Source organism: Burkholderia sp. b14, assembly GCF_900156195.1.
Lineage (GTDB): Bacteria > Pseudomonadota > Gammaproteobacteria > Burkholderiales > Burkholderiaceae > Mycetohabitans.
This window is the reverse complement of sequence record NZ_FTPJ01000003.1, coordinates 42106-67445: the sequence shown is the minus strand read 5'-3', so window position 1 is coordinate 67445 and position 25340 is coordinate 42106. Positions and strand designations below refer to the sequence as shown.

At 58.8% G+C, this 25340-nt stretch carries 17 protein-coding genes and 1 tRNA gene; 1 reads left to right on the top strand and 17 read right to left on the bottom strand.

What is annotated here, in order from left to right; translation table 11 throughout:
• Positions 1-83: 83 nt before the first annotated feature.
• The 17 genes from B0B13_RS04820 to B0B13_RS04740 form a co-directional block, all read right to left on the bottom strand.
• Entirely contained in the window at positions 84-7694 is a 7611-nt protein-coding gene (locus tag B0B13_RS04820; protein ID WP_139337321.1) for a non-ribosomal peptide synthetase, read from the bottom strand.
• Between the two features lie 837 nt (positions 7695-8531).
• Positions 8532-8945 (bottom strand): MerR family transcriptional regulator, encoded by a 414-nt coding sequence (locus tag B0B13_RS04815; protein ID WP_076785113.1) that lies wholly within the window; start codon positions 8943-8945, stop codon positions 8532-8534.
• Positions 8946-9020: 75 nt separating this feature from the next.
• The gene (locus tag B0B13_RS04810) at positions 9021-9422 is read right to left on the bottom strand and encodes an integration host factor subunit alpha (protein ID WP_076794736.1); all 402 of its coding nucleotides are present in this window, start codon (positions 9420-9422) and stop codon (positions 9021-9023) included.
• A 56-nt stretch (positions 9423-9478) separates the two neighbouring features.
• Positions 9479-11947, bottom strand: a complete 2469-nt coding sequence (gene pheT, locus B0B13_RS04805) for a phenylalanine--tRNA ligase subunit beta (protein WP_076794734.1) — start codon at positions 11945-11947, stop codon at positions 9479-9481.
• 24 nt (positions 11948-11971) lie between these two features.
• Complete coding sequence (gene pheS, locus B0B13_RS04800; RefSeq protein ID WP_076785115.1) at positions 11972-12994, bottom strand: phenylalanine--tRNA ligase subunit alpha; 1023 nt, start codon at positions 12992-12994, stop codon at positions 11972-11974.
• A 144-nt stretch (positions 12995-13138) separates the two neighbouring features.
• Entirely contained in the window at positions 13139-13498 is a 360-nt protein-coding gene (gene rplT / locus B0B13_RS04795) for a 50S ribosomal protein L20 (RefSeq protein WP_013434982.1), read from the bottom strand.
• A 28-nt stretch (positions 13499-13526) separates the two neighbouring features.
• Entirely contained in the window at positions 13527-13724 is a 198-nt protein-coding gene (gene rpmI, locus B0B13_RS04790; RefSeq protein WP_076785116.1) for a 50S ribosomal protein L35, read from the bottom strand.
• A 202-nt stretch (positions 13725-13926) separates the two neighbouring features.
• Positions 13927-14451, bottom strand: coding sequence for a translation initiation factor IF-3 (infC, locus tag B0B13_RS04785; RefSeq protein ID WP_076785117.1), 525 nt, complete (start codon positions 14449-14451; stop codon positions 13927-13929).
• Positions 14452-14498: 47 nt separating this feature from the next.
• On the bottom strand, positions 14499-16406 hold the full coding sequence (thrS, locus tag B0B13_RS04780; RefSeq protein WP_076794732.1) for a threonine--tRNA ligase: 1908 nt from the start codon (positions 16404-16406) through the stop codon (positions 14499-14501).
• 248 nt (positions 16407-16654) lie between these two features.
• Positions 16655-16731 (bottom strand) — tRNA-Val (locus B0B13_RS04775).
• 162 nt (positions 16732-16893) lie between these two features.
• On the bottom strand, positions 16894-19119 hold the full coding sequence (locus B0B13_RS04770; RefSeq protein WP_076794730.1) for a RelA/SpoT family protein: 2226 nt from the start codon (positions 19117-19119) through the stop codon (positions 16894-16896).
• Positions 19120-19176: 57 nt separating this feature from the next.
• A complete protein-coding gene (locus B0B13_RS04765) occupies positions 19177-19530 on the bottom strand; it encodes a RidA family protein (protein ID WP_076785122.1) in 354 nt (117 codons plus the stop codon).
• 48 nt (positions 19531-19578) lie between these two features.
• Positions 19579-20511 carry an alpha/beta fold hydrolase gene (locus B0B13_RS04760; RefSeq protein ID WP_076785123.1) on the bottom strand — a complete coding sequence of 311 codons (933 nt, stop codon included), beginning with the start codon at positions 20509-20511 and terminating at the stop codon, positions 19579-19581.
• Positions 20512-20663: 152 nt separating this feature from the next.
• Positions 20664-21305 (bottom strand): CoA transferase subunit B, encoded by a 642-nt coding sequence (locus tag B0B13_RS04755; RefSeq protein ID WP_076794728.1) that lies wholly within the window; start codon positions 21303-21305, stop codon positions 20664-20666.
• A gap of 19 nt (positions 21306-21324) precedes the next feature.
• Positions 21325-22023 (bottom strand): CoA transferase subunit A, encoded by a 699-nt coding sequence (locus B0B13_RS04750; protein ID WP_076794726.1) that lies wholly within the window; start codon positions 22021-22023, stop codon positions 21325-21327.
• Between the two features lie 257 nt (positions 22024-22280).
• Positions 22281-22694, bottom strand: coding sequence for an acyl-CoA thioesterase (locus tag B0B13_RS04745; protein WP_076794723.1), 414 nt, complete (start codon positions 22692-22694; stop codon positions 22281-22283).
• Positions 22694-23476 (bottom strand): SDR family oxidoreductase, encoded by a 783-nt coding sequence (locus tag B0B13_RS04740; protein WP_076785127.1) that lies wholly within the window; start codon positions 23474-23476, stop codon positions 22694-22696. Before B0B13_RS04740 ends, B0B13_RS04745 begins: the two co-directional genes overlap by 1 nt.
• Before the next feature lie 165 nt (positions 23477-23641).
• Between B0B13_RS04740 and B0B13_RS04735 the strand changes: the two genes are divergently transcribed.
• On the top strand, positions 23642-25315 hold the full coding sequence (locus B0B13_RS04735; RefSeq protein WP_076794720.1) for an electron transfer flavoprotein-ubiquinone oxidoreductase: 1674 nt from the start codon (positions 23642-23644) through the stop codon (positions 25313-25315).
• Positions 25316-25340 lie beyond the last annotated feature (25 nt).

The window sequence follows — 25340 nt, the reverse complement described above, 5'->3', positions numbered from 1 at the left end:
ACGTCAACAAGTCCAAATAAGCCCGTCTTGAGCGTTGCCGCAGTCATCAAGACGGTATGCGATCAACGCTTACGATGCGCTTGTCAGGCTAATTGACGCTGCTGTAATTCATCCAGCCTTTGCGCCAAAATACGGCCTATTTCAATGGCCGGCCCTGGCCCTCCCATGTCCCTATGTTTGCAATGAATATGATATGTTTCAATATTTTTAAGAACATAAGGCCTCCATAAATTAGGAGAAGCGAGAGGAGTAGCTTCGTCTTCCGCCATCGTTGCGTAAAAAAACAGCACGTCACCGCAATAAATAGGCGGAGCATCCTCCTTTAAAAGACGATGATTGTTCTTTATAACATCTCGGGTTTTTTCCCATAAATATTCCCCCACGTTTGGAATGCTTTCATCTCCATAGCGAGCAAGCAGCTTGATATAAAATTCCTTTTGAATCATCTCCGGATCATCGGCTCGCTGAGCATAGTCTGGATAGCTATCCAGCAAAGCCAACAGTGCCACCTTTTCGCCTTGTTGCTCAAGCTGTGCCGCCATGCTATGAGCTACATTGCCGCCAAAAGACCACCCCAATAGATGGTAAGGCCCGTCTGGCTGAATGCGGCGGATTTGCTTGATGTAGTCCGAAGCCATTGCGTCAATTGTGTCCGCAAGTGGCGGCACGCCGTTCAATCCTCGGGCTTGTAAGCCATAGACGGGTTGATCAGTATCTAAATGATTGACCAAATTCCTATAAAGCCAGCTTAAACCACTGACAGGATGAACACAAAAAAGAGGCGGCCGGGTGCCGTTGGGCTGAATAGGAAGCAAAATGGCAAATGCATCGTCTTGGGTGCACTCCTGCGGCAGTAGGCGTTGGGCCAGCGCGGCGACAGTAGGCGCTTCAAATAGTGAGAGAATAGTGATCTCGGCACCCAACGTGGCGCGAATGCGCTCAATCATTTGCACAGCGAGCAGCGAATGCCCCCCGAGCGCAAAGAAGCTGTCGTGACGACTAATATGCTTGACGCCGAGCAACTCGGCCCAGATTGTCGCGAGCGCGTCTTCAATCTCGCCTTGTGGTGCTTCATACATTTGCCGTGCGAAGGCATCGCCTTCCGGCGCAGGCAATGCACGCCGGTCCAGTTTGCCATTGGGCGTAACCGGGAATGCGTCCAGCCGCACGAATGCAGCCGGCACCATGTACTCAGGCAGCGCAGCTGCCACATGAGCGCGCAGCATGCTAGCGAGTTGTTCGTCGGGCTCAGCAGCTATCACATAGGCAATAAGCCGCTTGTCGTTGTCCTCACCGAGTGCGAGCACCAAAGCGTCGCGCACTTGTGGGTGCTTAATCAGGTGCGCTTCGATTTCACCAGGTTCAATTCGAAAACCACGAATTTTGACCTGATAATCGTTGCGTCCCAGGTACTCTATATTGCCGTCGGGCCGGTAGCGAGCCAGATCGCCACTCTTGTACATCCGCGCGTCAGATGCGTCTGAGAACGGATCGGGCACAAAACGCTCGGCCGTGAGTTCGGGGCGATTGAGATAGCCGCGTGTCACCCCTGTCCCGCCAATATACAATTCGCCAACCGCACCCTGAGGTACCGGCTGGCCATGTACATCGAGTAGGTAAAGCCGCGTGTTCGCAATCGGCCGACCAATCGAAACATTTTCCTCTGTGCATTCTGCTGGACAAGTCCAGACTGTCGTACCAATAGAAGTTTCTGTGGGCCCATATAAGTTATGCAGTTGCACTTGGGGAAGCAGCGTCTGGCAAAGTCGGACGCTCGCACCCGACAACGCTTCGCCACTGCAAATTAAATGTTTTAAGGACGTACAGTGCTGGATGCTTCCGCTGTGTAAAAAAGTACGAAGCATAGACGGCACGAAGTGAACGGTAGTGATACGCTGCCGGATAATTAAATCCATAAGCGCAAAGGGATCTTTGTGCGCGTCCGGAGCCGCTACCACAAGGGTGGCGCCGTTCATCAATGTCCAAAATATTTCCCACAGTGAAACGTCAAAACTAAAAGACGTTTTTTGCAAGACGCGATCGTCAGGCGTCAAGCTATAGGCTCGTTGCGAGCGGTTCGGTACCTGGTCTCCTTTTTGCAGGCTGGTTAATGGCGTGGTTTCAAACAGGCGAACAATTTGAGCATGCTCGACCATCACACCCTTTGGGGTGCCGGTTGAGCCGGACGTATAAATGACATACGCGAGATGGTGAGCAATAAGCTCAGGCACATTGGGATTGGTGCTGGTGGTTTCTGGTAACACAGCTGGATCGAGCACGGTCAGCGAATCGAGGACTGTCCCGCCCAGCGCAGCACGACCGGCCGCATCGGCCAGTAGAATCGCTGGCGCAGCATCGGTGAGGCAATAGGCGAGGCGCTCAAACGGATACACTGGGTCGAGCGGCACATAGGCGCCGCCCGCCTTTAAAATCGCGAGCAGTCCTACGACCATCGCGGGGCTGCGCTCCATGCAGATTGCAACACGCGTGTCCGGTCGAACACCGAGCTCGATCAGACGATGTGCAAGATGGTTGGCCTGCGCATTCAATTGCGCGTAGCTGAGTGTCTGCTGTTCGTACACCAGTGCGGTAGCTTGTGGCGTGCGTTCAGCCTGGGCTTCGAACACCTGGTGAATACAAGTGTGTTGCGGATACGGCTCCGTAGTCGCGTTCCACGTTTCGAGTAAACGTTCGCGCTCTTCACTGGATAATATCTCTAGTTGCCAAACTGGCATGTCGGGCGTGTGCTCGAGCGCTTCGGCCAATCCCTCCAACGCCTGTTGCATATAACCGCACACGCGAGCCGGATCAAACGGTTGCGCAATTTGAGTTGTCAATCCCAGCGCGGTGCCGAAGTCGTCCACCGACAGTATAAGAGGGTAGTTCGTGCGTTCCTCAAAACTAAGGGACTCAATGCCGGATACCGTTTCGCTTTCAACTGTCTGTATTGCATTGTGTCGGTAATTCAACAGTGCACTAAAGAGCGGTGTGCCAGCCGGTACACTACTGCAGCGTTGCGCAAGCGCCAGCGACGCATGCTCATGTTCGAGCAGCGCAGCTAGCCGCGCATGCGTGGCACGCACACTCGCCTGCACACTGCCGTCCAGGTCCACGCGCAACGGTAAAGTATTGACAAATAGCCCCATTGCACTGTCCGCGCCGTCGCCCGCGTGCATTCGTCCGAACAACACGGTGCCGAATACCACACGCTGCTGCCCGCTCGCGCGTGCGAGCACCTGCGCCCAGGCCAAATGACACAAACTGGCTAAGCTTACGTTTAACCGTTTGGCTTGGGCGCGCAGCCGATCGTTTAAAGCCTGCGGCAGCCTCTGGCGTACCTCGGTAATTCGAGTGCCGTCATGATGCACGTCGGCCAGCCCGAACGGCAGCGTCGGTTCTTCCACGTCGGCGAGCATTTCGGTAAAAAAGCGCTCGTGCTCGACTTGTGACACGCCCAGGTACGCTTGCGCAACCAAGTTACGAAACGGCTGTGCAGGTGGCAACGTCTTGCCTCGACCTTCGATAAAAGCTTGGACCTCTGCCTGCATCACTTCTAACGTCGAGTGATCGTGGATTAAATGGTGCAGCAACTGAACAAGCAACCAGCGACCATCACCATTCTGCGTAATCACAAAGCGCAACAACGGAGCTTGTGTCAGATTAAGACAGTGATGTCGGGGATCGAACCGTTGGGCCAATTGTTCAGTGACCTGTCCGGCGGCCGGATCGACCGCGATTTCGGTGATCGACAGCAGCGCGTGACGCCAAACAACCTGCACGGGTTTGGATAGGCCCTCCCAGAAAAACGCGGTACGCAGAATATCATGTCGATTGACAACTTGTTGAACCGCATTCAGGTAACGGTCGAGCAGCGCCCGGTCATCAAAAGCCATTTGGACGATCAGCAGATATGGATCGCCTTTGGTCGACAGTAGATGGTGAAATAAAATACCGTCCTGCATCGGCGACAATGCATAAATGTCCTGGATGTTCGCGACGCCCCCCGGGACCTGTTCGACAATCCGATCAATGTCGGCCTGGTTAAGGTTGGCCAGTGGCAGTAACTGGGGGGTCAGCGTTGTAGTGTCGGAGGTAATGAGATTGGGTGGCACAGCCACTTCACGGTGTTGGCCTAGCGATCTGGCTAACTCGCTGAGTATCGGCGTTTCAAATAACGCACGCACCGACAGACTCAAGTCCTGGCGCCGCAAACGCTCGATCAGTTGCACCGCGAGCAGTGAATGACCGCCAAGTGCGAAAAAGCTGTCGTGCCGGCCCACGCGCGCTACACCCAGCAATTCGGCCCAGATCGTCGCGAGCGTCGTCTCAAGCTTGCCTTGCGGCGCCTCATAGGCTTGATGCGCAAGCGCCTCGTCATCCGGTGCGGGCAACGCACGCCGATCTAACTTGCCGTTTGGGGTCAATGGGAACGCGTCAAGCCTCATGAACGCGGCCGGCACCATATACTCGGGCAGTGCCGCGGCCACGTGCGCGCGCAGCGTGCTGGCAAGCTGTTCATCGGGCTCAGCGACCACATACGCGACCAGGCGCTTATCCGCGCCGGTGCCTGTTGCCAGCACGACCGCTTCACGCACCTGCGAGTGGCCAGCCAGGCGTGCCGCGATCTCGCCCGGCTCGATGCGGAAGCCGCGAATTTTGACCTGCTCATCGTTGCGCCTTAAATACTCTAAATTGCCATCGGGCAAATAACGCGCCAAATCGCCCGTCTTATACATGCGTGCATCGGCACAATCGGAGAATGGATCGGGCATAAAGCGTTCGGCGCTTAGCTCTGGTCGGTTCCAATAGCCGCGTGCGACCCCGGCGCCGCCAATGTATAGCTCGCCGACTGCACCGAGTGGCACAGGCTGGCCGTGCGCATCGAGCAAATAAACGCGCGTATTCGCAATCGGCCGGCCGATCGGTAAACGTTCAGACCGATCGCTAAGCTCAGTCACCTCATAGGTCGTTGAAAAAGTTGTACTCTCGGTTGGCCCGTAGCAGTGAATCAAATGCGTCGGCCCGGACTGCCTTAGCAGCTGCTTGAAAGAATCCAGGTTTTCTTGCTCTCCGCCACAGAGCAGATATTTTAAGCGTGACAAAGCTGGAGCCATGACCGGAACCAGCTGATTAAACAACGCGGTCGTTAGAAAAAGCGTAGTCACCTGATATCGTGTAAGCGCTTCTTCGAAACGGGAGGGATTAAGCACGGTGTCCGAATCGAATATCGCAACACCGCCACCATTGAGCAACGGCGCCCACACTTCAAAGGTACTCGCGTCGAAAGCAGGATTGGCGGCAAACGCGACGCGATCAGCGCCCCCGATGTCAACATAGCCATTGTTGATGGTTAGACGGGCAATAGCATGGTGCGGCACAAGCACACCCTTAGGAGTACCAGTCGAGCCTGAGGTGTACATCATATAGGCCGTATCGAGACTAGTGCGGACTGATTGTTGCAAATCGCTCGCCGGTATATCTGCTATTCCATTGACATCCGTCTGAGATAAATACAACACGGCTGTAGGCAACGTGTCGGGTACCTCGATATGCGTATCGGTCAGTACTAACCGGGCCATGCAATCGGTAACGACCCAAACTTGCCGTTCTGCCGGAGCTCGAGGATCGATTGGGACATAAACTGCGCCCGCTTTGAGAATCGCCAATTGCGCGACGACTAGCTCGATCGAACGTTCAAGTAATGTAGCGACATAGTCGCCTGGCTGGACGCCCCACTCAACGAGTCGATGCGCAAGACCATTAGCCTGCGCATTGAGCTGGGCATAACTCAGTGTCTGCGCTTTATCCACCAGCGCAATCGCGTCTGGCGTGCGTGCCACCTGCGCCTCGAACAGCTGGTGGATACACAAATGTGCTGGGTAGTCTCGTTCCGTCGCGTTCCAGGTGCTCAACAGCAATTCTCGCTCGGCTGCCGGCAATAAGTTTAATTTTCCAGCTGGCACTTCAGCGCCCTCTGCCATCAGCGACGCATGACCCAACTCACGTAAATGCTCGCTGATGCGCTGAACCTGATCGGCATCTAAGCGCTTGGCATCATACAACCAGCGAAATGCGCCGCGCGTATCGATTTGAAGTGTTAGCAGAGCACCGACCGCCTCACCATACGCAACAAGATCTGGCTGCGTTTGATCAGGTAATACCGACACTGCCACTGACCAAGGGTGTGTGGTACGTAAGTCGGGCAGACTACGCAGCGCTGGGCAACGCGCGATTAGATCGCGCACGAATGTGTGGTGGTGTTGGACGCGGGCGTACTCTGCGTCGATATGGGCTAAGTTCCTCGCAAAGGGCTGGTCCAATTCTACCGTGATGTCTATCGGCACCACTGGCGCCAAGCAAGCGAGCGCTTTCAATGGGTCGTCAGCGCCGTTCACGCGCCAGCCGATTTGAAACTGACTCTGCTCTGTCAGACGAGCCAGATAAATCGCCAATACCGTTAGTAATGTCATTACGGGCTGATTTGCCTCGCTTTTCTCCTGCAATGGTGGACACCATGCACTGGTGGCCCAATTAGGTTCAGTGTCACGCTCGCCATGCTCGAAGGGCAGTGTCCAAAACTGCCAACGCGCCAAGCGCTGCTGCCAAAACAATTCATGAGGGGCCAGCGTTTTATGAATCTTTGTGACGGCATCGGACTGTTGCTGGGTAAGCTCAGGCAGTTTCGTGCCTTGAGCAAGACCTGACTGCACTGCCAACGTTTGAGCTGACAGCGGCTCGCCTTCCAGTGTCGCAAAACCACTGATCAACACATCTTCGCTGCCTGTGGCGATTTGCCATGCATGGGGCGTAATGCGAATCACCGTGCCAGCCGCAGCGCCCGAGCGCTGATCTAGTCGTTCAACCCGAGCCACTTGCACCGTTCCCTGCTGAAGCCAAAGCTTGAGACAACCCAACGGATTTGGATAAAGTTCACCGAACGTCAACGCGCGAGCCAATGCGGATAAATCCCGAGCCGAACTCGTCCAACGCAAATAGGCGCCAGCTGGAGGGCGACGATGCTTGGCATAAAAGCTGCGATGGGTTAGGTCTTGCGGACGCACTGTCAATGAGCATTGCCCTAGGTGCGACAATAATTCATTAAACCCTTCCCGCGCTGCCTGATAACACTTTAAATTTAAGGTTAGCGCGGTCTCGTTGGCATCAATGACAACAGGATGTTGGACGGCAATATGTCCGGCATCCACCGCAGCGGCAAGGCGGTGCCAAGTGATCGCATAATCTGATTCATGAGCCAGCAATGCCCATGATGTGGCGTAATGACCCGCGTAACGAGGCAGGGGCGCGTCATGGTAATTGAACGCGCCTTCGCGGATTTTTTCAATCAGCGACGAGGGCAGGATCAGTGGATTGACAACTGAGAACAGCCAATCAACTGGATGCTGTTCAACATAGGTATTCAATCTCTCAATCGTGTCGACACAATGAACCCCTTCGTCAAGTGCCCATGTCTGCAACACTGCATCGGTGTACAGTACCACCTGAATAATATGCCCTGCGGCCATCAGCTGCCGCGCACAGTAGACGGCTAATGTGCCGCTGCCCACGATTGCGCAGGAACGGGATGGAACCGGTTGGTGTGGAGCGGGCTGTGCACCGATGGCCGTACTGGATGAAAGCGAGTGAATTGCGTTTTTTTCGATCGAAAATTCAAGCCCCACTATTTTATTCTTCATAGCCGCTCCACGTTTATTAATGAGAATGTTGCATTACCGTGCACAACTCTGTCAGCCACTTCTATTTACACAGCGTGCACTGTACGTTGTTACATCGTTCTGCTTCCAGGCTCTTCAAAGTGTGTTATCCACCATTGCTTTAATAAGAGATTCAGCAAAAGTATGCAATGCCCCAATTGTCTAAAAGGCAAGCGGTTTGTCTATTTATGACAATAATTTCGTTTTTGTACTTTTTGTCCGTTAGCAAATCGTCTTATCAACCATGACCGTAATGACGGCACCAACGGTTGACCGGTCCTGGAAACAATGCGATGCTGTAATTAGAGAGATAGTTACGTTATAGGAATAGTCATCAAACTACGCTCCCCTTCCAACGTCGCCAGTTTGTCAGATTCATGTGTTTCTTCCGCGCAACGCGCCGATGAAACAGCCCAGTTTTGTATAGGCTATCGCGAACACTGACGCATTGGGGGAGACGTGAGTATCTGGGCATGGCGACTCCCTCAAAAATAAGACGGCAGGAAGAAAGTACTGCAAATTATGGAAGGTTGCTGCGCTGGCTATACATTTAGAAGGCCGTGCAAACAGATGCCGTCGCCGTCACTTCAGAACTAACTTACGATAATGACAAAGTCACAGCAGCTGCTGGACGACGCGCGGGACGTGCCTGATCATTCTCATACGAAGCGATTGAAGCTCTCCCCCCGTTTCCCAACGTCCGAAGGTTGATAGCTGGCCAAACTGCGTCATGAACGGCTCACGCGCTTTCTAGACGGATAACCGAATGGGTCACACATACCAGGTGAATCATCAGGGAAGCACGCACCCGTCGATACGTCACGATCGCTTGCCGTCCGTCAGTAAAACGATCACCTGTCGGATTTCGTCACGCAGTGCATCCACATCGACGGCAACAAGCCGAGGATCCGCTGGCGACACGCCCGCGTCGCCCGGCGGCGGGACTGCACCGCCCGGCTCGTCCGGCAACAGCGCACCGCGTGAATCGAGCCGGTTGCGCGCACCGTTGATCGTGAATCCTTGCTCATACAACAGCTCACGGATCCGCCTAATCAACAGTACTTCATGATGCTGATAATAGCGCCGGTTTCCGCGGCGCTTGACCGGCCTTAACTGCGTGAATTCCTGCTCCCAATATCTGAGCACGTGCGGCTTGACGCCGCACAGTTCGCTGACTTCACCGATCGTGAAATACCGCTTCGCGGGTATCGGGGGCAACGTGACTTTGTCCATCGTCACACGCTCGTCATGTCGGTCTTGGATGCGTCGCGGGGGGCTAAGCACAAGCGGACCCTGACGTGGCTACGTTCAGCGTGACTGCAGGTTCGCAGCGCCGGACTCGACCTGCGCCTTCAGCTTTTGGCTCGCATGGAAAGTCACCACGCGCCGTGCCGCGATTGGGATAGCCTCGCCGGTCTTCGGATTGCGTCCCGGACGTTGCGGCTTGTCGCGCAACTGGAAGTTGCCGAACCCCGATAGCTTGACGCTCTCACCGTTTTCGAGCGCATCGCGGATTGCCTCAAAGAACGCTTCGACCATGTCCTTTGCCTCGCGCTTGTTCAAACCGACCTGATCGAACAGCAACTCGGCCAACTCGGCTTTTGTCAACGTCGGCGTCTCGGAGGGAACCGGATTGCTGTAAGCCGGATTATCGCGACTCATCGCACTGCGTTGCGCAGACAGAAGTGCTTCGAATTCACTCGAGTTCATTGGATGCTTATCATATAACAGTAGCCTCTGGTTTTTTTGGGCAAATCGGATTTGATTTAGCCGCGCAACCTCGCACCAAAGACTCGAGCCAAGCGTTCCACCAGGGTTTTGACGGCGAGATCAACCGTCTCGTCCTGAAGGGTCCCGCCAGTATCTTGCAAGGTTACCCGGAACGCAAGGCTTTTCTCGTCAGCCGAGAGCCCTCCCGAAACAGCACCAGAACCGGTTTGCTTCGCGTCGAATTTCGGCCGAAATTCGTCAAACAGCATCATTTTTTGCACGAACCGGAGTGCATCGTTGCCGACCCGAGCCTGCGCGAACTCATCGAGTATCGCTTGGACTTCGACATGCTGCGGTACGACCAACGCGATGTCACGGCGCACCGGCGGGAATTTCGAGATCTCAGTCACGCTCGGTAGTGCACGCCCCGCCACCGCATCAGCCTCGACCTCGAACAGTACGGGTGCATGTGGAAGGTCGTATTTTCGCATCCAACGCGGATGTAGCTCGCCGATCCAACCGACAATGCGACCATCGATCTCGATCCGCGCACTGCGCCCCGGGTGCAATGCCGGATGCGAAGCCCGTGTGAAGCGAGGCACCGTCGGTGCAAACAGCGCCTGCACGTCGCCCTTCACATCGAAGAAATCAACATGCCGCGCCGATACCCCCCATTGTTCATCGACGACCGGACCATAGGCCAGCGCACCGATCATCTTTGGTTGGACAAAACCTTCTACCGTCAATTCACCTTCCTTTACCGTCGGATCCGCGCGAAAGACCCGCCCAGCCTCGAACACGCGCACGCGCTCCGCACGCCGATTTAGGTTATGCTGCAGCACGCCGATCAAGCTGCCGAACAGTGTCGAACGCATCGCCGACAGCTGGCTCGCGATCGGGTTGAGCAGCGCGACAGGCCGCTCGTTACCGGCGAAATCTCGTTCCCACTCGGCATCGACAAAGCTGAAATTGACCGTTTCCGCGTAGTCGCGTGCCGCTAGCGCACGACGCAACGCATGAATTGAGCGCCGCGTCTCGTTCGTCACCCGCATCTCACTCGTCGCGATCGGCGCACGCACCGGGATCTTTTCGAATCCGTGGATGCGAGCGACCTCCTCGATCAAGTCCTCCTCGATCTCGATGTCGAAACGGTAGGTTGGCGGCGTCACAATGAACGTATCGCCGTCCGCCGCACGCTCGAACGACAGATTCAAACGCGTGAAGATACTGGCAATCTCGTTCGCATCGATCGGCACGCCAATGATCCGGTTTGCCCGCGACACGCGCATCGAAACGGGCTTGCGCTGCGGTAGGTTGACGATATGGTCGTCCACCGGACCGGCGTCGCCACCGCAAATCGTCGTGATCAAGTGCGTCAGGTACTCGATGTGCTCAACGGTGGTCGCGTAGTCCACGCCTCGCTCGAAGCGATGCGCAGCATCGGTCGAGAAGTTATATTGGCGGGCGCGTCCACGGATGCTGTCCGGCCACCAAAATGCCGCCTCCAAATAGATATGCCGCGTATCGAGCGTCACCGCGGTACGGTCACCGCCCATGATACCGGCCAGGCTTTCGACACGTCCCTGATCATCCGCGATCACGCCAACCGTTTCGTCCAGTTCGATCGTATTGCCGTTGAGCAGCTTCAGCGTCTCACCGCGCTTGCCCCAGCGCACGTGCAAGCCGCCGCTAATCTTGTCCAGATCGAATAGGTGCGATGGACGTCCGAGCTCGAGCATCACATAGTTTGAAATGTCGACGAGCGCCGAAATGCTGCGCTGGCCCGCTCGCTCAAGCCGCTGAACCATCCATGCAGGCGTGCTGGCCCGCGCATCGACATTGCGGATCACGCGGCCGGAGAACCGTCCGCAAAGCTGCGGCGCCTCGATACACACCGGCAACCGCGCGTCGCAGGTGACCGGCACAGGGTGGTAGGATAGCGCATTGAGCGGCGCACCGGTAATTGCAGCCGTCTCGCGTGCGATACCGAACACCGATAAGCAATCGGCCTTGTTCGGCGTCAGCTTGATCTCGAAAATCATGTCGTCGAGCTGCAGCACGTCGCGGATGTCGCGTCCGATCTGCGTATCGTCCGGCAACACCAACAGTCCGCTGTGGTCGTCCGACAACTTCAGTTCACGAGCCGAACACAGCATGCCCTGGCTTTCAACGCCGCGCAGTTTCGACAGCTTAATCTTGAACGGCGCACCGCCCGCTTCCGCGGGCGGCAGCGTCGCGCCGACCAGCGCGGTCGGCACCTTGATGCCAGGTACCACATTCGGCGCACCGCACACGATCGTCAACGTCTGTCCCGTGCCCACGTCAACCTGACACACGTTCAGCTTATCGGCATTCGGATGCTTGACAACCTCGAGCACCTTGCCGACAACGATCTTCGATGTCGGCGGCGCCACCGGCGCCAACGCCTCGACCTCGAGCCCCGCCATCGTCAGCGCATGCGACAGCGCCTCAGTCGACAATGGCGGATCAACAAAGCTTCTTAACCAGGATTCAGCAAATTGCATGGGGTGTCGATAAGGAAAGTCGGGTCACGCAAACTGGCGCAGGAAACGCAGATCGTTCTCAAAGAACGCGCGCAAGTCGTCCACGCCGTAGCGCAGCATCGTCAGTCGCTCAAGGCCACTGCCAAAGGCAAAGCCAATATAGCGCTGCGGGTCGAGCCCCATGTTGCGTACCACGTTCGGATGCACCTGCCCCGAGCCGGAAATTTCGAGCCAGCGCCCGGCGTTTCTGCCGTGCTCAAATTTCATGTCGATCTCGGCGGACGGTTCGGTAAACGGAAAGTACGATGGACGAAAACGCACGAGGATATCGTTGCGCTCGAAAAACTTCTTCAGAAAGTCTGTGTAGACGCCCTTCAAGTCTGCAAAGCTAATATTCTCGTCGATCCACAGCCCCTCGACCTGGTTAAACATCGGCGAATGCGTCGCGTCGCTGTCGACACGATAGGTGCGCCCAGGGACGATGACCTTGATCGGCGGCTTGTTCATCCGCGCATACCGCACTTGCATCGGACTCGTATGCGTGCGCAGCAACAATGGCCTGCCTTGCGCGTCGTTCGCGTCGAGATAAAACGTGTCCTGCATCGAGCGCGCCGGATGGTTCTCGGGGCTGTTTAGCGCGGTAAAGTTGTACCAGTCGGTTTCGATCTCCGGACCGTCGGCCACATCAAAGCCAATCGAATGAAAAATCTGCTCGACGCGCTCCCACGTCTGCATCACCGGATGCAGACTGCCCCCACCCATGCCGCGCCCGGGCAGCGTCACGTCGATCGCCTCGGCCGCCAGCCGCTGATTCATCAACGCATCGGCGAGTGCCTGTCGACGCGCATTCAATGCCGCCTCGACCTGCTGTTTTGCGACGTTGATGCGAGCACCCTCGCTCTTGCGCACCTCCGGGTCCAGCTTGCCCAAGCCCTTCAGCAATTCGGTTAACGCACCGGCCTTGCCGAGGAAACGCGCCTTTTCGTTTTCGAGCGTCACGGTGTCCGCAGCATCCGCAAAGGCGCGCTGCGCGTCGGCGACGATCTGCTCAAGATCGGAAGATCCCATCATTTCAACGTCTGTCAGTGGATCAAAAAGCTTGCGCCCAACAAAAAAACGGGGGCTCCAGCAAGAGCCCCCGTTCAAGTCTGCGGGTCGGCGTACGGCCCCATGGGCGCGGTACGACCGACCCGGCACCGACTGTCCTTGCGCTCAGCGGGCAACGGCGGCTTTCACCTGCGCCACGATGGCGGCAAAAGCGGCCTTGTCGAACACGGCCATGTCGGCAAGTACCTTGCGATCGAGTTCGATCGACGCCTTTTTCAAGCCGTTCATAAACACGCTGTAGGTGATATCGTGTTGCCGCGCCGCTGCATTGATACGCGCAATCCACAGGCGTCGGAACACCCGCTTCTTGTTGCGGCGATCGCGGTATGCGTACTGACCGGCACGCATAACCGCCTGCTTCGCGATCCGGAACACATTATTGCGACGGCCACGATAGCCCTTCGCAAGGTTAATGATCTTCTTGTGACGGGCCCGTGCAGTAACCCCACGTTTGACTCGAGGCATGTTTCTCTCCTATGAGTTCGATTCAGGGTTACGCGAACGGCATCATCGCGCGAACGGAATTGACGTCCGACGCATGGACATCCGTGCTGCCACGCAGGTGACGCTTGTTCTTCGTCGTTTTCTTCGTCAGGATGTGACGCTTGAAGGCCTGACCGCGCTTGACGGTACCGCCCGGACGCACGACAAAGCGCTTAGACGCGCTTTTCTTGGTCTTCATCTTAGGCATTGCTACCACTCCAGTTTTTATGGCCACGGGTGTGCGGCTGAGCACTCCGCCCTTGCGAGACCCGGGGGCCACTTGTCATCGGCGCGCGTTGCAATCGCGTCACGCGCCGTCTTTTCGGAAGACGCCGTACCGGCCGCCTTCGAAATCTACATCGCGCGTTGCATCGCACGCGGCAGCGTGCCGCGCGCGCAACGCACGCCCATCACTTCTTCTTTTTTGGCGCCAGCACCATCACCATCTGGCGGCCTTCCATCTTCGGCATTTGCTCGACCTGACCGTATTCGTCTAGATCTTGGCGCAGACGATCCAGCATCCGCATGCCGATTTCCTGGTGCGCCATCTCGCGCCCACGGAAACGCAACGTGATCTTCGTCCTGTCGCCTTCCTCAAGGAATCGCGTCAGGTTGCGCAGCTTGACGTTGTAATCCCCGTCGTCGGTGCCCGGGCGGAATTTGACTTCCTTCACCTGGATCACCTTCTGCTTGAGCTTCGCCTCGTGCTGCTTCTTGGCTTCCTGATACTTGAACTTGCCATAGTCCATCAGGCGGCACACCGGCGGCTGGGCATGCGGAGCAATCTCGACAAGGTCGACATCGTGCTGCTCCGACAAACGGAACGCCTCGGCCAGCTTCACGATGCCGATGGGTTCTCCATCGACCCCAACTAGACGCACCTCCGGCACGCTAATTTCACCGTTGATGCGATGCGACGACTTATCAGTAGCGATGTTACGTTTCCTCTAAAAATCAAAAAACTAGCCGCGCTGCTGATGGCTCACCCAAACACCCGCACTTCATTGTGCAGGCGGTCGAGGAAGGCTTCGACCGGCATCACGCCCAGATCGACGCCGCCACGGGCACGCACGGCTACCGTTTGCGCATCACGCTCCTTGTCGCCGACGACTGCCAAATACGGGACTTTTTCGAGCGCGTGTTCTCGTATTTTATAGCTAATCTTTTCGTTACGCAAATCGGCGCTCGTCCTAAACCCTTGTTTTTTCAATGTTTGGGCAACAAGGTTTGCGTAATTGGCAGAACTTTCTGCAATATTCATCACCACAACCTGCGACGGCGCCAGCCACAGCGGCATGGCACCAGCATGGTGCTCGATTAGGATGCCCAGGAAGCGCTCCATCGAACCGACAATCGCCCGGTGCAACATCACCGGCCGGCGGCGGTTATTGTCTTCGGCCACATATTCCGCGCCAAGGCGCTCCGGCAACACGAAGTCCAATTGCAGCGTGCCGCACTGCCACGATCGCCCGAGCGCATCCTTGATGTGGTATTCGACCTTCGGACCATAGAACGCCCCCTCGCCATCGAGCTCCTGCCACGACAGACCACACGCGGCCAGCGCTTCACGCAGACCCTGTTCTGCACGGTCCCACGTATCGTCCGTGCCCGCGCGCTGCTGCGGCCGCAGCGACAGCTTGATGTCGATGTGCTCGAAGCCAAAGTCCTTGTACACGCTCATCGCCAGCGAATTGAACGCGATCGACTCGGCAATCACCTGATCTTCCGTGCAGAAGATGTGCGCGTCGTCCTGCACGAAACCGCGCACCCGCATTAGGCCATGCAGCGCGCCCGAGGCCTCGTTGCGGTGGCAAGAACCGAACTCGGCCAAACGCAGCGGCAGGTCGCGATACGAACGAAGGCCGTGATTGAACAATTGCACATGTCCCGGACAGTTCATCGGCTTGATCGCGTAGTCGCGTTTCTCCGATTCCGTCGTGAACATGTTGTCTCGATAGTTCTGCCAGTGGCCGGAGCGCTCCCACAGCGAGCGATCCATAATCATCGGCGTCTTCACTTCGAGGTAGCCGGCCTCGCCGAGCCGGCGTCTCAGATATTGCTCGACCTGCTGCCACAGCGTCCAGCCCTTCGGGTGCCAAAACACGAGCCCGGGCGCTTCCTCTTGCAAGTGGAACAAGTCTAGTTGCTTGCCCAGCTTGCGATGGTCGCGCTTCTCAGCCTCTTCGAGCATGTGAAGGTACGCGTCCTGGTCTTCTTTGCGCGCCCACGCCGTGCCATAGATCCGCTGCAGTTGCTCGTTGTTCGAATCGCCACGCCAATACGCGCCGGCCAGCTTCATCAGTTTGAACACCTTGAGCTTGCCCGTGGACGGCACATGGGGTCCGCGGCACAGGTCCGTAAAGCCGCCATGCGAATATAGCTTGATCTGCTCGCCTTGCGGAATCGACTCGATGATCTCGGCCTTGTAGCGCTCGCCGATGCGTTTGAAGTACTCGACTGCCTCATCGCGCGACACCACGCGCCGCGACACCGGCTCGTCCTTCTTGGCAAGCGCGTGCATGTGCTGCTCGATGTTTTGCAGGTCTTCGGGCGTGAACGCGCGATGATAAGCGAAATCGTAGTAGAACCCGTTGTCCACGACCGGCCCGATCGTCACCTGGGCCTGCGGAAACAGCTCCTTGACCGCATACGCGAGCAAGTGCGCCGTCGAGTGACGGATGATCTCAAGCCCCTCGGGGTCCTTATCCGTGACGATCGAGACATTGGCGTCGCGCTGGATCACGGCCGACGTGTCCACGAGCTCACCATCGACCTTGCCACCAAGCGCCGCCTTCGCCAGACCCGGACCGATCGACGCGGCCACTTCGGCCACCGTCACCGGATGATCGTATTGCCGGATAGAGCCATCGGGCAGTCGTACCGAAATCATTGCGTTCTCTCCTGGCGCCGTGCCATGTACGGTTAAGTCGGAGGCCGAAAACAAGGCCAAAAAAAATGCGGCCCTATCGAGGCCGCATTTCAAATTCCACACAACACAAAGGTCGAAACAGATCCTCGACTAGCGCCGCCCCGAAAAAGTCCCGGTCAACGTTCGCGATGTCATCACCATTTCGCCCGATGGCCGCCAATGAGCGGCCTTTTGTCTTGCATTGGATCCCACTAAGAATCCATATTCGTTGGTAGGCTCGATTGGACTCGAACCAACGACCCCCACCATGTCAAGGTGGTGCTCTAACCAGCTGAGCTACGAGCCTGAAGAAACCGTGATTATAGGGAGGTTTTCATCTGTTGCCAAGTAGTTTATGTAGGGGATTATGCAATGCGAGCCTTTTATGCGATGCGATGGCTTGGACCAACGCGATCCCCACGCCGACGCGAGGGGCGCCGACGTAGCGAGCCATCCCCTTTGCCGGTGTTCATTGGCGCCGCTTTGCCCGGACCACGCCTTGCACGTCACCGAGCAGCGTGGCGGCACGCTGCACCTGCGCGCTGTTGGACACCTCCACAGTGAATTGCATATACGCAACGTTGCGGTGCGTCTGGGTCTTCACACCAACCAGATTAATCTTCTCGCGTGCGAATACCTCGGTGATGTCGCGCAACAACCCCTGGCGATCGACGGCTTCGACCGCCAAGTCGATTGGGTAGACGCTTTGGCCGCGACCGCTGAGCACGTCGTTGGACCAAGCCGTATGCAACACACGCTCCGGCACGCGCGCGGCCATGCGCAAAAAACTGGCGCAATCACTGCGATGGATTGATACCCCTTTGCCGCGCGTCACAAAGCCGGCGATCTCGTCGGGAGGCGCCGGCCGGCAACATTTCGCCAGTTGCGTGAGCAACGCGTCGACGCCCACGACCAGCACGCCGGTCGATGCCCCGGACGCAACACTGGCGCCGCTGCTGCGCCACTTAAAGTTCGCGGGCTCTAGCCCAGACGGCTCCGCGGCGGGCGCATCGCGAAGCGCCTGCTCAACCGAGCGTAGGCTAAGTTCGTCTTTGCCAACCTGTAGGAACAGCTCGTCCGTCGTCTTGAAGCCGAGCTTCGCAGCAAGCTCCTCGAGATTGACCGACGTGCGCCCCTCGCGTTGCAGCGTCTTTTCGACAGCGGCCCGGCCCGATGCGACGGTCTCCTGCAACTCGATTGCGTTGAACCACGCCCGCACCTTTTGCTTGGCGCGTGCGCTATGCAGATAGCCCAGTTGGGGATTGAGCCAGTCACGCGACGGCCCCCCCTGCTTAACCGCGACGATCTCGACCGTCTGCCCGTTCCGCAGCGGCGTGTTCAACGGCACCATCGCCCCGTCCACGCGAGCACCCCGGCATCGATGCCCGAGTTCGCTGTGCACGTAATAGGCAAAATCGACCGGCGTCGCCCCCTGCGGCAGCGCCACCACACGCGCCTGAGGCGTCAGCACGTAGATATGGTCGTCTAGCGGCGTCTGTCGCAGTTGCTCCCACGGTTGCGACGGCGAGTCGCTGCCCGACACTTCATCCTTCCACGCAAGCAGCTGCCGCAGCCACGCGATCTTCTCGTCGTACTTGTCGCTGGCGGCAAACTGGCCGTCGTATCCGCGGGTTCCCGCCTCTTTGTAGCGCCAATGCGCGGCAATGCCATATTCGGCAAAATGATGCATGTCGTGCGTGCGGATCTGCACTTCAAATGCCCGGCCGTCATCGCCGATCACCACCGTATGCAACGACTTGTAGCCATTGGGCTTCGGCCGGGATATATAGTCATCGAACTCGCGAGGCACCGGCTGCCAGATGTTGTGCACGATACCAAGCACTGTATAACAGTCCTTGACGTCCGGCACGATCACGCGGAACGCGCGTACATCGTTGAGCTCGGAGAACTCGAGTTTTTTGCCGCGCATCTTGCGCCAGATGCTGTAAATGTGCTTAGGACGTCCGCTCACGTCCGCCTCGATGTTCGCCGCCGCGAGTTCACGCTTCAGGCGCGCGATCGCATCGCGCACGTACGATTCACGCTCGACCCGCCGCTCGTCGAGCAACTTCGCGATACGCTTGTAGGTCGCCGGCTCCTCGAAACGGAACGCGAGGTCCTCCAGCTCCCATTTCAGTTGCCAGATGCCGAGGCGGTTCGCAAGCGGCGCATAGATCTCCAGCGTCTCGCGCGGCAACCCTGCCGGCGGCGTCAGCTTGTGCGCCGCATAAAAGCGCAGCGTCTGCAGCCGCGACGCGAGCCGGATTAGCACAACGCGGATATCCTGCGCAAACGCCACCAGCATCTTGCGCAGTGCCTCAACCTGCGCGCGACGATGCGCCTGCGCGTCGCGGCCCATGTCGCTATCGGGTCTCGTCGCCTGAATGCCAATCACGCTGAGCCGCAGCAGCTTGCGCACATCCGTGACCAGTTGCAGTACGTCTTCGCCGAAACGCTCGCGCAGCAAACGTTCCGGTTCGCTCAGGTAGGGAATCACCGGGAAGAGTGCCGCCGCCACGGATGACGGAAGATCGACGTTCAGCGTATTGACGATCTGCGCGGTGCCCTGCGCGTGATCCACGAGCATCTCGCCCGACCCAAGGCGCACCCCACTGGCGTGCTCCTGCACAAAAGCAAGCGCGTCGTCAAGCGTCGCTGTCGGCGACTGGGCGCGGGTTTCGGATTCGGGACTCATCTGTCAAGCTAGTACGACGCCGGCGGCTACCGCACAGCGCGATAACACGGGAAACGCTCAGCTTCGCTGCGCGGCAAACACCACGACTTCGACCAGGCATTCCGAATTGGCGAGCTTGGCCTGCACAGTGGCGCGCGGCGGTGTATTGCCACTGGGCACCCATTCATCCCACACGTCATTCATTGCAGCGAAATTCGCCATGTCGGAGAGATAGATCTGCGTCGACAAAATCAGCGACTTGTCGCTGCCGGCCTGCGCGAGCAGCCGGTCGACGTGGCCAAGCACCTCGCGCATCTGTCCGGTAATGTCTTGCTTCGTATCCTCGGCGATCTGACCAGCCAGGTAGACGGTGCCATTGTGCACGGCAATTTCGGATAAACGGGGACCGACATGAAAACGTTGCACTGCCATAGTCAATATCCTGTGAAGTCGATGAAATCAGGCGCGCCATCGCGCGGCTCATTGCAGCGTCGGCGCCGGCCGATGCGCGAGCGCCGGCTCGCCGCCGCAAAAGAATGCTTCGGCGATCGCGATCTGCTCATCGTGCACGAACGTGGGTGCATGGCCAACGCCGGCAATCTCGGCGGCCGACACTTGGCGGCCACGCTGCTGCATTGTCTCGACGGTCTCGCGCGACAACAGGTCGGACTGCTCGCCCCGCACCACCAGCGTAGGCCCTGAAATCGCCTCAAAGGCGCGCCACAGCAACGTTTGGCCGCTACTCGCGAGTTCCGCCTTGCTGGCCTCGAACGGCACCGCGATGCGCGGGTCATAGTGCAGCACCCACGAGCCGGCATGATGCCGCAGTAACGGCCGGTTCAACACACGCCACTCGTCTGGCGTATGCGGACCGAACCCCGGCAAGATCGAGGCCAGATAATCGTACGCCTGCTGCTCGGTGTCGAACTTCGGCGCGTTGCCGACGTACTCGCCAATCCGGTGCAACGCCTCCGGCTCCAGCGTCGGCCCGACGTCGTTGAGCAGCAGCTTGCGCACCGGACTGTTCGGCAGCCCGGCCAGCACCATACCGATCATGCCGCCCATCGACGTGCCGAACCAATCCACGGTCTCGACATTCAGCCGAGCAATCAGCGTCACCATATCCGACACGTACTGCGACAGTGCGTACTGCTGCGCATTGTCGAGCCAGTCGGATAACCCACGACCAGCGACATCGGGGCACACGACGCGAAAACGGTCCGCGAGGCGGCTGGCCAGCACATCGAAATCCCTGCCGGTACGGGTCAGGCCATGCACGCAAACCAGCACGCGCGGATTGGACGGGTCGCCCCATTCAGTGTAGGCGATCCGGTGCAGACCGGTGGGACTGATACAGCGCACGAAGCCCTGACGCGGCGTATGCGGGTCGGGCAAAGCAGACGGAGCCGACATCGACGTATCCTGAAACGTAACAGTTCAATTTTAGCGTGCTTTGTGCACGCAGAGCCTGCCGGCTCCGTGCATAATGGCCGATCGGCCGACGCCCACGCGGCCGCGATCCACCGCGGTACGGCGGCGCAGGCGCGCCGCGGCTGTCGTCCATACTATGTGAGCATGCTCACGTCGAGCGGCGCACCGGTCTTGCTCTGGATTTCCTCGATGCTTACGCCAGGCGCGATCTCGACCAGTTTCAGGCCGGCGTCGGTCACGTCGATCACGCCCAGGTCGGTGACGATGCGGTCCACAACACCGACGCCGGTCAATGGCAGCGTGCATTGTTCGAGGATCTTGTGCTGGTCGCCCTTAGCCACGTGCTCCATTAGCACAACCACCCGCTTGACGCCGGCCACCAGGTCCATCGCGCCGCCCATGCCCTTGATCATCTTGCCGGGGATCATCCAATTGGCGAGGTCGCCGCCCTTGCTGACCTGCATCGCGCCCAGGATCGCCAGGTTGATGTGCCCGCCGCGAATCATCGCAAACGAGTCGGCAGACGAAAAGATCGAAGAGCCGGGCAATGTCGTCACCGTCTGCTTGCCGGCGTTGATCAGATCCGCATCGACTTCGTCCTCGGTCGGCGACGGACCGATGCCAAGCAATCCATTCTCGGATTGGAGCCACACTTCGATGCCGTCCGGTACATGGTTGGCAACCAGCGTCGGCAGCCCGATCCCCAGGTTCACATAGAAGCCGTCTTGCAGTTCCTGCGCAGCGCGCGCCGCCATTTCATCTCGATTCCAGGCCATTTCAGTCTCCTTTGCGCGCTTATTTCTGGCGCACGATGCGTTGTTCGATGCGCTTTTCCGGGTGGGCATTGAGCACCAACCGTTGCACGAAGATGCCGGGCGTATGGATCGCATCCGGATCGAGTTCGCCAGTCTCGACGATCTCCTCGACTTCAGCGAGCGTGATTCGGCCCGCCATCGCACACAGCGGATTGAAGTTGCGCGCGGTACGGTGATAAATCAAATTGCCCGCCTTGTCGGCCTTCCAAGCCTTGACGAGCGCGACATCGGCAGTCAATGAACGCTCGAGCACGTAGTGGTTGTCGCCGAACTGCCGCGTCTCTTTGCCTTCGGCGATCACCGTGCCGTAACCGGTATGGGTGAAGAAGGCCGGAATGCCGGCGCCACCGGCGCGTAACTTCTCGGCCAGCGTGCCTTGCGGCGTGAACTCCAGTTCCAATTCGCCTGCCAAGTATTGGCGCTCGAACTCTTTGTTCTCGCCCACGTACGACGAGATCATCTTCTTGATCTGTCGCGTTTCAAGCAGCAGGCCCAGTCCGAACCCATCCACGCCCGCATTGTTGCTGATACAGGTGATGTCCCTGACGCCCGAATCGCGCAGCGCGGCGATAAGTGCCTCGGGGATCCCGCACAGGCCGAAACCGCCGACCGCGAACGTCTGGCCGTCCTTGACGATGTCCGCCAGCGCCGCCTGGCCGCTCGGATAAAGCTTGTTCATGTCGCTGTCCCTTCCTCTATGGATGTCCCGCTTCGGTGCGAGTGCTACGCCGGGTCCGGTGCTACGGCCGCGGCACGACGCCAATCGGGTGCGCAAAGGTTACGGTTACGCTGAGCGGATGTTACGGCACAAGCCCAGCGGTTGCTCGGCTGCGCACGCCGGGCGGATTGCCGATTGCTCCATGGGCCGGAAGCCGGCTGAGTAGCGCGCGTCCCGTGAACACAGGTAACGCGCGGGGCTCGCCCTGCCCAACGCGACTACTCGAGCGCTGCGAGCAGCGCCTTGGGCAATGGCACCGACTTGCCTGCGTCGTAATCGACCCAAACGATCTTTGCGCCCCCTTGCGCGATAAGCTCGTTGGGCGCGTCGGTGCGCGTCAATTCGAAGCGCGAGTCCAGGCTGCTGCGTCCCGGCTTACCGACCCACATCGTACCGCGTACGTCGCCTGGATAACGCAGCTGGCGCAGAAAATCCATGTGCGCGCTGACGATCACTGGGCCACACCCATTCTCATCCGGCACAGGCAAGCGTAACGTCTCGAACCACGAAACTCGCACCTGTTCCATATAGCGAAAATAGACAACATTGTTCACGTGCTGAAACGCGTCCATGTCCCCCCAGCGGATCGGCAACACCATCTCGAACGCGTGGCGATACTCGTTGGAAGACATCAGATCAACCCCAATCCGTCATCGGCGGCCATCACTGAGCCGTTGATGAATTGCGACTCGTCGGCCGCGAGCAACAACAACAACCCGTCCAAGTCTTCTGGCATGCCGATCCGCTTGCGCGGCAGCATCGCGAGCAGCTTCTGCCCGTGCTCCGTGGACCACTGATGATGGTTGGGCTCGGTATCGATGTAGCCGGGGCAGATCGCATTGACATTGATGCCATGACGACCCCACTCGAGCGCCATCGCCTTGGTCATATGCACGACGGCGGCCTTACTCATTGCGTACAGTCCAATTTGCGGCGACGCACGCAGGCCGGCAACCGAAGCAATGTTGATAATCCGGTAGCATGGCTTCGCGCCCGCTGCGCCATTACCCCGCATGATCATGCGCTTGGCGACCTCTTGCGCCACGAAAAATGCGCCGCGCGTGTTGGTGCCAAACACGTATTCGAAGTCGGTTGGTGTCACATCAGCCAGCTTCTGCGTCGTCGATACGCCGGAATTGTTGACCAGAATATCAATCGTGCCCGCTTCAGTTTCGGCGTGCGCGACCGCGGCCTTGATGCTGCCATAGTCGGTCACGTCCAGCGTGACCACGTGCGCCGCGCCTCCTGACGCCTCGATCTCGGCGCGCAGCTCCTTTAGACGTTCGGTGCGGCGGCTCGCCAGCACCACTTTCGCGCCCGCGCCCGACAGCACCTGCGCGAAACGCTTGCCCAGACCGCTCGACGCACCGGTGATCAGCGCGACCTTGCCTTCAAGATTGATCGAACGACCCATTGAAATTCCTTGTTCAGGTGAATAGTACAGAACGTATCACGCGATGCGCGATACGTTCCCACAAATAGAACGATCGTGCTAATTCACCGTCCTTTGGTTGCGGCCCCCGGTCGCTTCCCGGACAATGGCACCCGACTAAAACGCATTCTAACGGAGAGGACATCCATGACCCCGCAAAGCTGGATCGAGCAGTACGGACCACGCGAATCGATGGAGTACGACGTGGTGGTGGTGGGCGGCGGGCCGGCGGGGCTGTCGGCGGCGATCAGACTTAAGCAGCGGGCGGCGGAGCAAGGGGTGGAGCTGGCGGTGTGCGTGCTGGAAAAGGGCTCGGAGATTGGCGCGCACATTGTGTCGGGAGCGGTGATGGACCCACGCGCGCTGGACGAACTGATTCCGCAGTGGCGTGAGCGCGGTGCGCCGCTGACGGTGCCAGTGGTAGAGGACCGGTTCTTGTTTCTGAGCCGCACGGGGGCGCTGAAGACGCCAAACTGGGCGCTGCCAGAGAACTTCAAGAACCACGGCAACTACGTGGTGAGCCTGGGCAACGTGACGCGCTGGCTGGGCCAGCAGGCCGAGGCGCTGGGGGTGGAGATCTTCCCGGGCTTTGCCGCGGCCGAGGTACTGTACGACGAGCGCGGCGCGGTGCGCGGGGTGGCCACCGGCAACCTGGGGGTTGGCAAGGATGGCCAGCCCACAGAGCACTTCCAGTTGGGCATGGCGCTGCACGCGAAGTACACGCTGTTTTGCGAAGGCGCGCGCGGGCACCTGGGGCGGCAGTTGCAGGAGCGCTTTGGGCTGCGCGAGGGGGTGGATCCGCAGGTATACGGCATCGGCATCAAGGAGCTGTGGGAGGTGGAGCCGGCGCGGCATAAGCCGGGGCTGGTGATCCACACGGCGGGCTGGCCGCTGGATGCGAAGACCTACGGCGGCTCGTTCCTGTACCACCTGGACAACCATCAGGTGGCAGTAGGGTTTGTGGTGGGGCTGGGCTATGAGAACCCATACCTGTCACCGTTCGAAGAGTTCCAGCGCTACAAAACGCATCCGGCGATCCGCGCATTCCTGGAAGGGGGCAAGCGGGTCTCGTACGGCGCGCGCGCGATCACCGCGGGCGGGCTGATGTCGCTGCCCAAGCTCACGTTTGCGGGCGGGGCGCTAGTGGGGGACGAGGCGGGATTTCTGAACGCCTCACGCATCAAGGGCAGCCATGCGGCGATCAAGACCGGGAAGCTGGCCGCCGAGGCGGCGTTCGAGGCGTTGCAAGCAGGCCGTGCGCACGATCAGCTACTCGCGTACCCGCAGGCGTTCAAGCGCTCGTGGCTACACGAGGAACTGTACCGGGCGCGCAACTTCAAACAGTGGATGAGCAAGGGGCTGTACGTAGGCTCGCCGATGGTATTCATCGAGCAGAAGCTGTTGGGCGGGCGCGTGCCGTGGACGCTGCATCACCGGCATGCGGATCACGAGCGGCTCAAGCCGGCGTCGCAGTGCCAACCGATCACGTACCCGAAGCCGGACGGCAAGCTCACGTTTGACCGGCTTTCGTCGGTGTTCATCTCGAACACAAATCATGAGGAAAACCAGCCGGCGCACCTGACGCTCAAGGACGCTAGCGTGCCGGTGCGCATCAACCTGCACGAGTATGCGGGCCCGGAGAGCCGCTACTGTCCGGCGGCGGTATACGAGTTCGTGCGCGAGGAAAGTGGCGGCGAGCGGCTGGTAATCAACGCGCAGAACTGCGTGCACTGCAAGAGCTGCGACATCAAGGATCCGACGCAAAATATCGTATGGGTCACGCCCGAGGGCGGCGACGGCCCCAACTACCCGAACATGTGACGGTGCACAACGCGGCACCGTCGCC

Coding starts and splice junctions, on each gene's coding strand:
- B0B13_RS04810 (WP_076794736.1), bottom strand. CDS start 9,422: ATGAACTCGAGTGAATTCGAAGCACTTCTGTCTGCGCAACGCAGTGCG.
- B0B13_RS04760 (WP_076785123.1), bottom strand. CDS start 20,511: ATGTCGGCTCCGTCTGCTTTGCCCGACCCGCATACGCCGCGTCAGGGC.
- B0B13_RS04765 (WP_076785122.1), bottom strand. CDS start 19,530: ATGGCAGTGCAACGTTTTCATGTCGGTCCCCGTTTATCCGAAATTGCC.
- B0B13_RS04815 (WP_076785113.1), bottom strand. CDS start 8,945: ATGGACAAAGTCACGTTGCCCCCGATACCCGCGAAGCGGTATTTCACG.
- rplT (WP_013434982.1), bottom strand. CDS start 13,498: ATGCCTCGAGTCAAACGTGGGGTTACTGCACGGGCCCGTCACAAGAAG.
- rpmI (WP_076785116.1), bottom strand. CDS start 13,724: ATGCCTAAGATGAAGACCAAGAAAAGCGCGTCTAAGCGCTTTGTCGTG.
- B0B13_RS04745 (WP_076794723.1), bottom strand. CDS start 22,694: ATGTCTTCCAACGAGTATCGCCACGCGTTCGAGATGGTGTTGCCGATC.
- B0B13_RS04750 (WP_076794726.1), bottom strand. CDS start 22,023: ATGAACAAGCTTTATCCGAGCGGCCAGGCGGCGCTGGCGGACATCGTC.
- thrS (WP_076794732.1), bottom strand. CDS start 16,406: ATGATTTCGGTACGACTGCCCGATGGCTCTATCCGGCAATACGATCAT.
- B0B13_RS04770 (WP_076794730.1), bottom strand. CDS start 19,119: ATGAGTCCCGAATCCGAAACCCGCGCCCAGTCGCCGACAGCGACGCTT.
- B0B13_RS04740 (WP_076785127.1), bottom strand. CDS start 23,476: ATGGGTCGTTCGATCAATCTTGAAGGCAAGGTCGCGCTGATCACCGGT.
- pheT (WP_076794734.1), bottom strand. CDS start 11,947: ATGCAATTTGCTGAATCCTGGTTAAGAAGCTTTGTTGATCCGCCATTG.
- B0B13_RS04820 (WP_139337321.1), bottom strand. CDS start 7,694: ATGAAGAATAAAATAGTGGGGCTTGAATTTTCGATCGAAAAAAACGCA.
- B0B13_RS04735 (WP_076794720.1), top strand. CDS start 23,642: ATGACCCCGCAAAGCTGGATCGAGCAGTACGGACCACGCGAATCGATG.
- pheS (WP_076785115.1), bottom strand. CDS start 12,994: ATGGGATCTTCCGATCTTGAGCAGATCGTCGCCGACGCGCAGCGCGCC.
- B0B13_RS04755 (WP_076794728.1), bottom strand. CDS start 21,305: ATGGCCTGGAATCGAGATGAAATGGCGGCGCGCGCTGCGCAGGAACTG.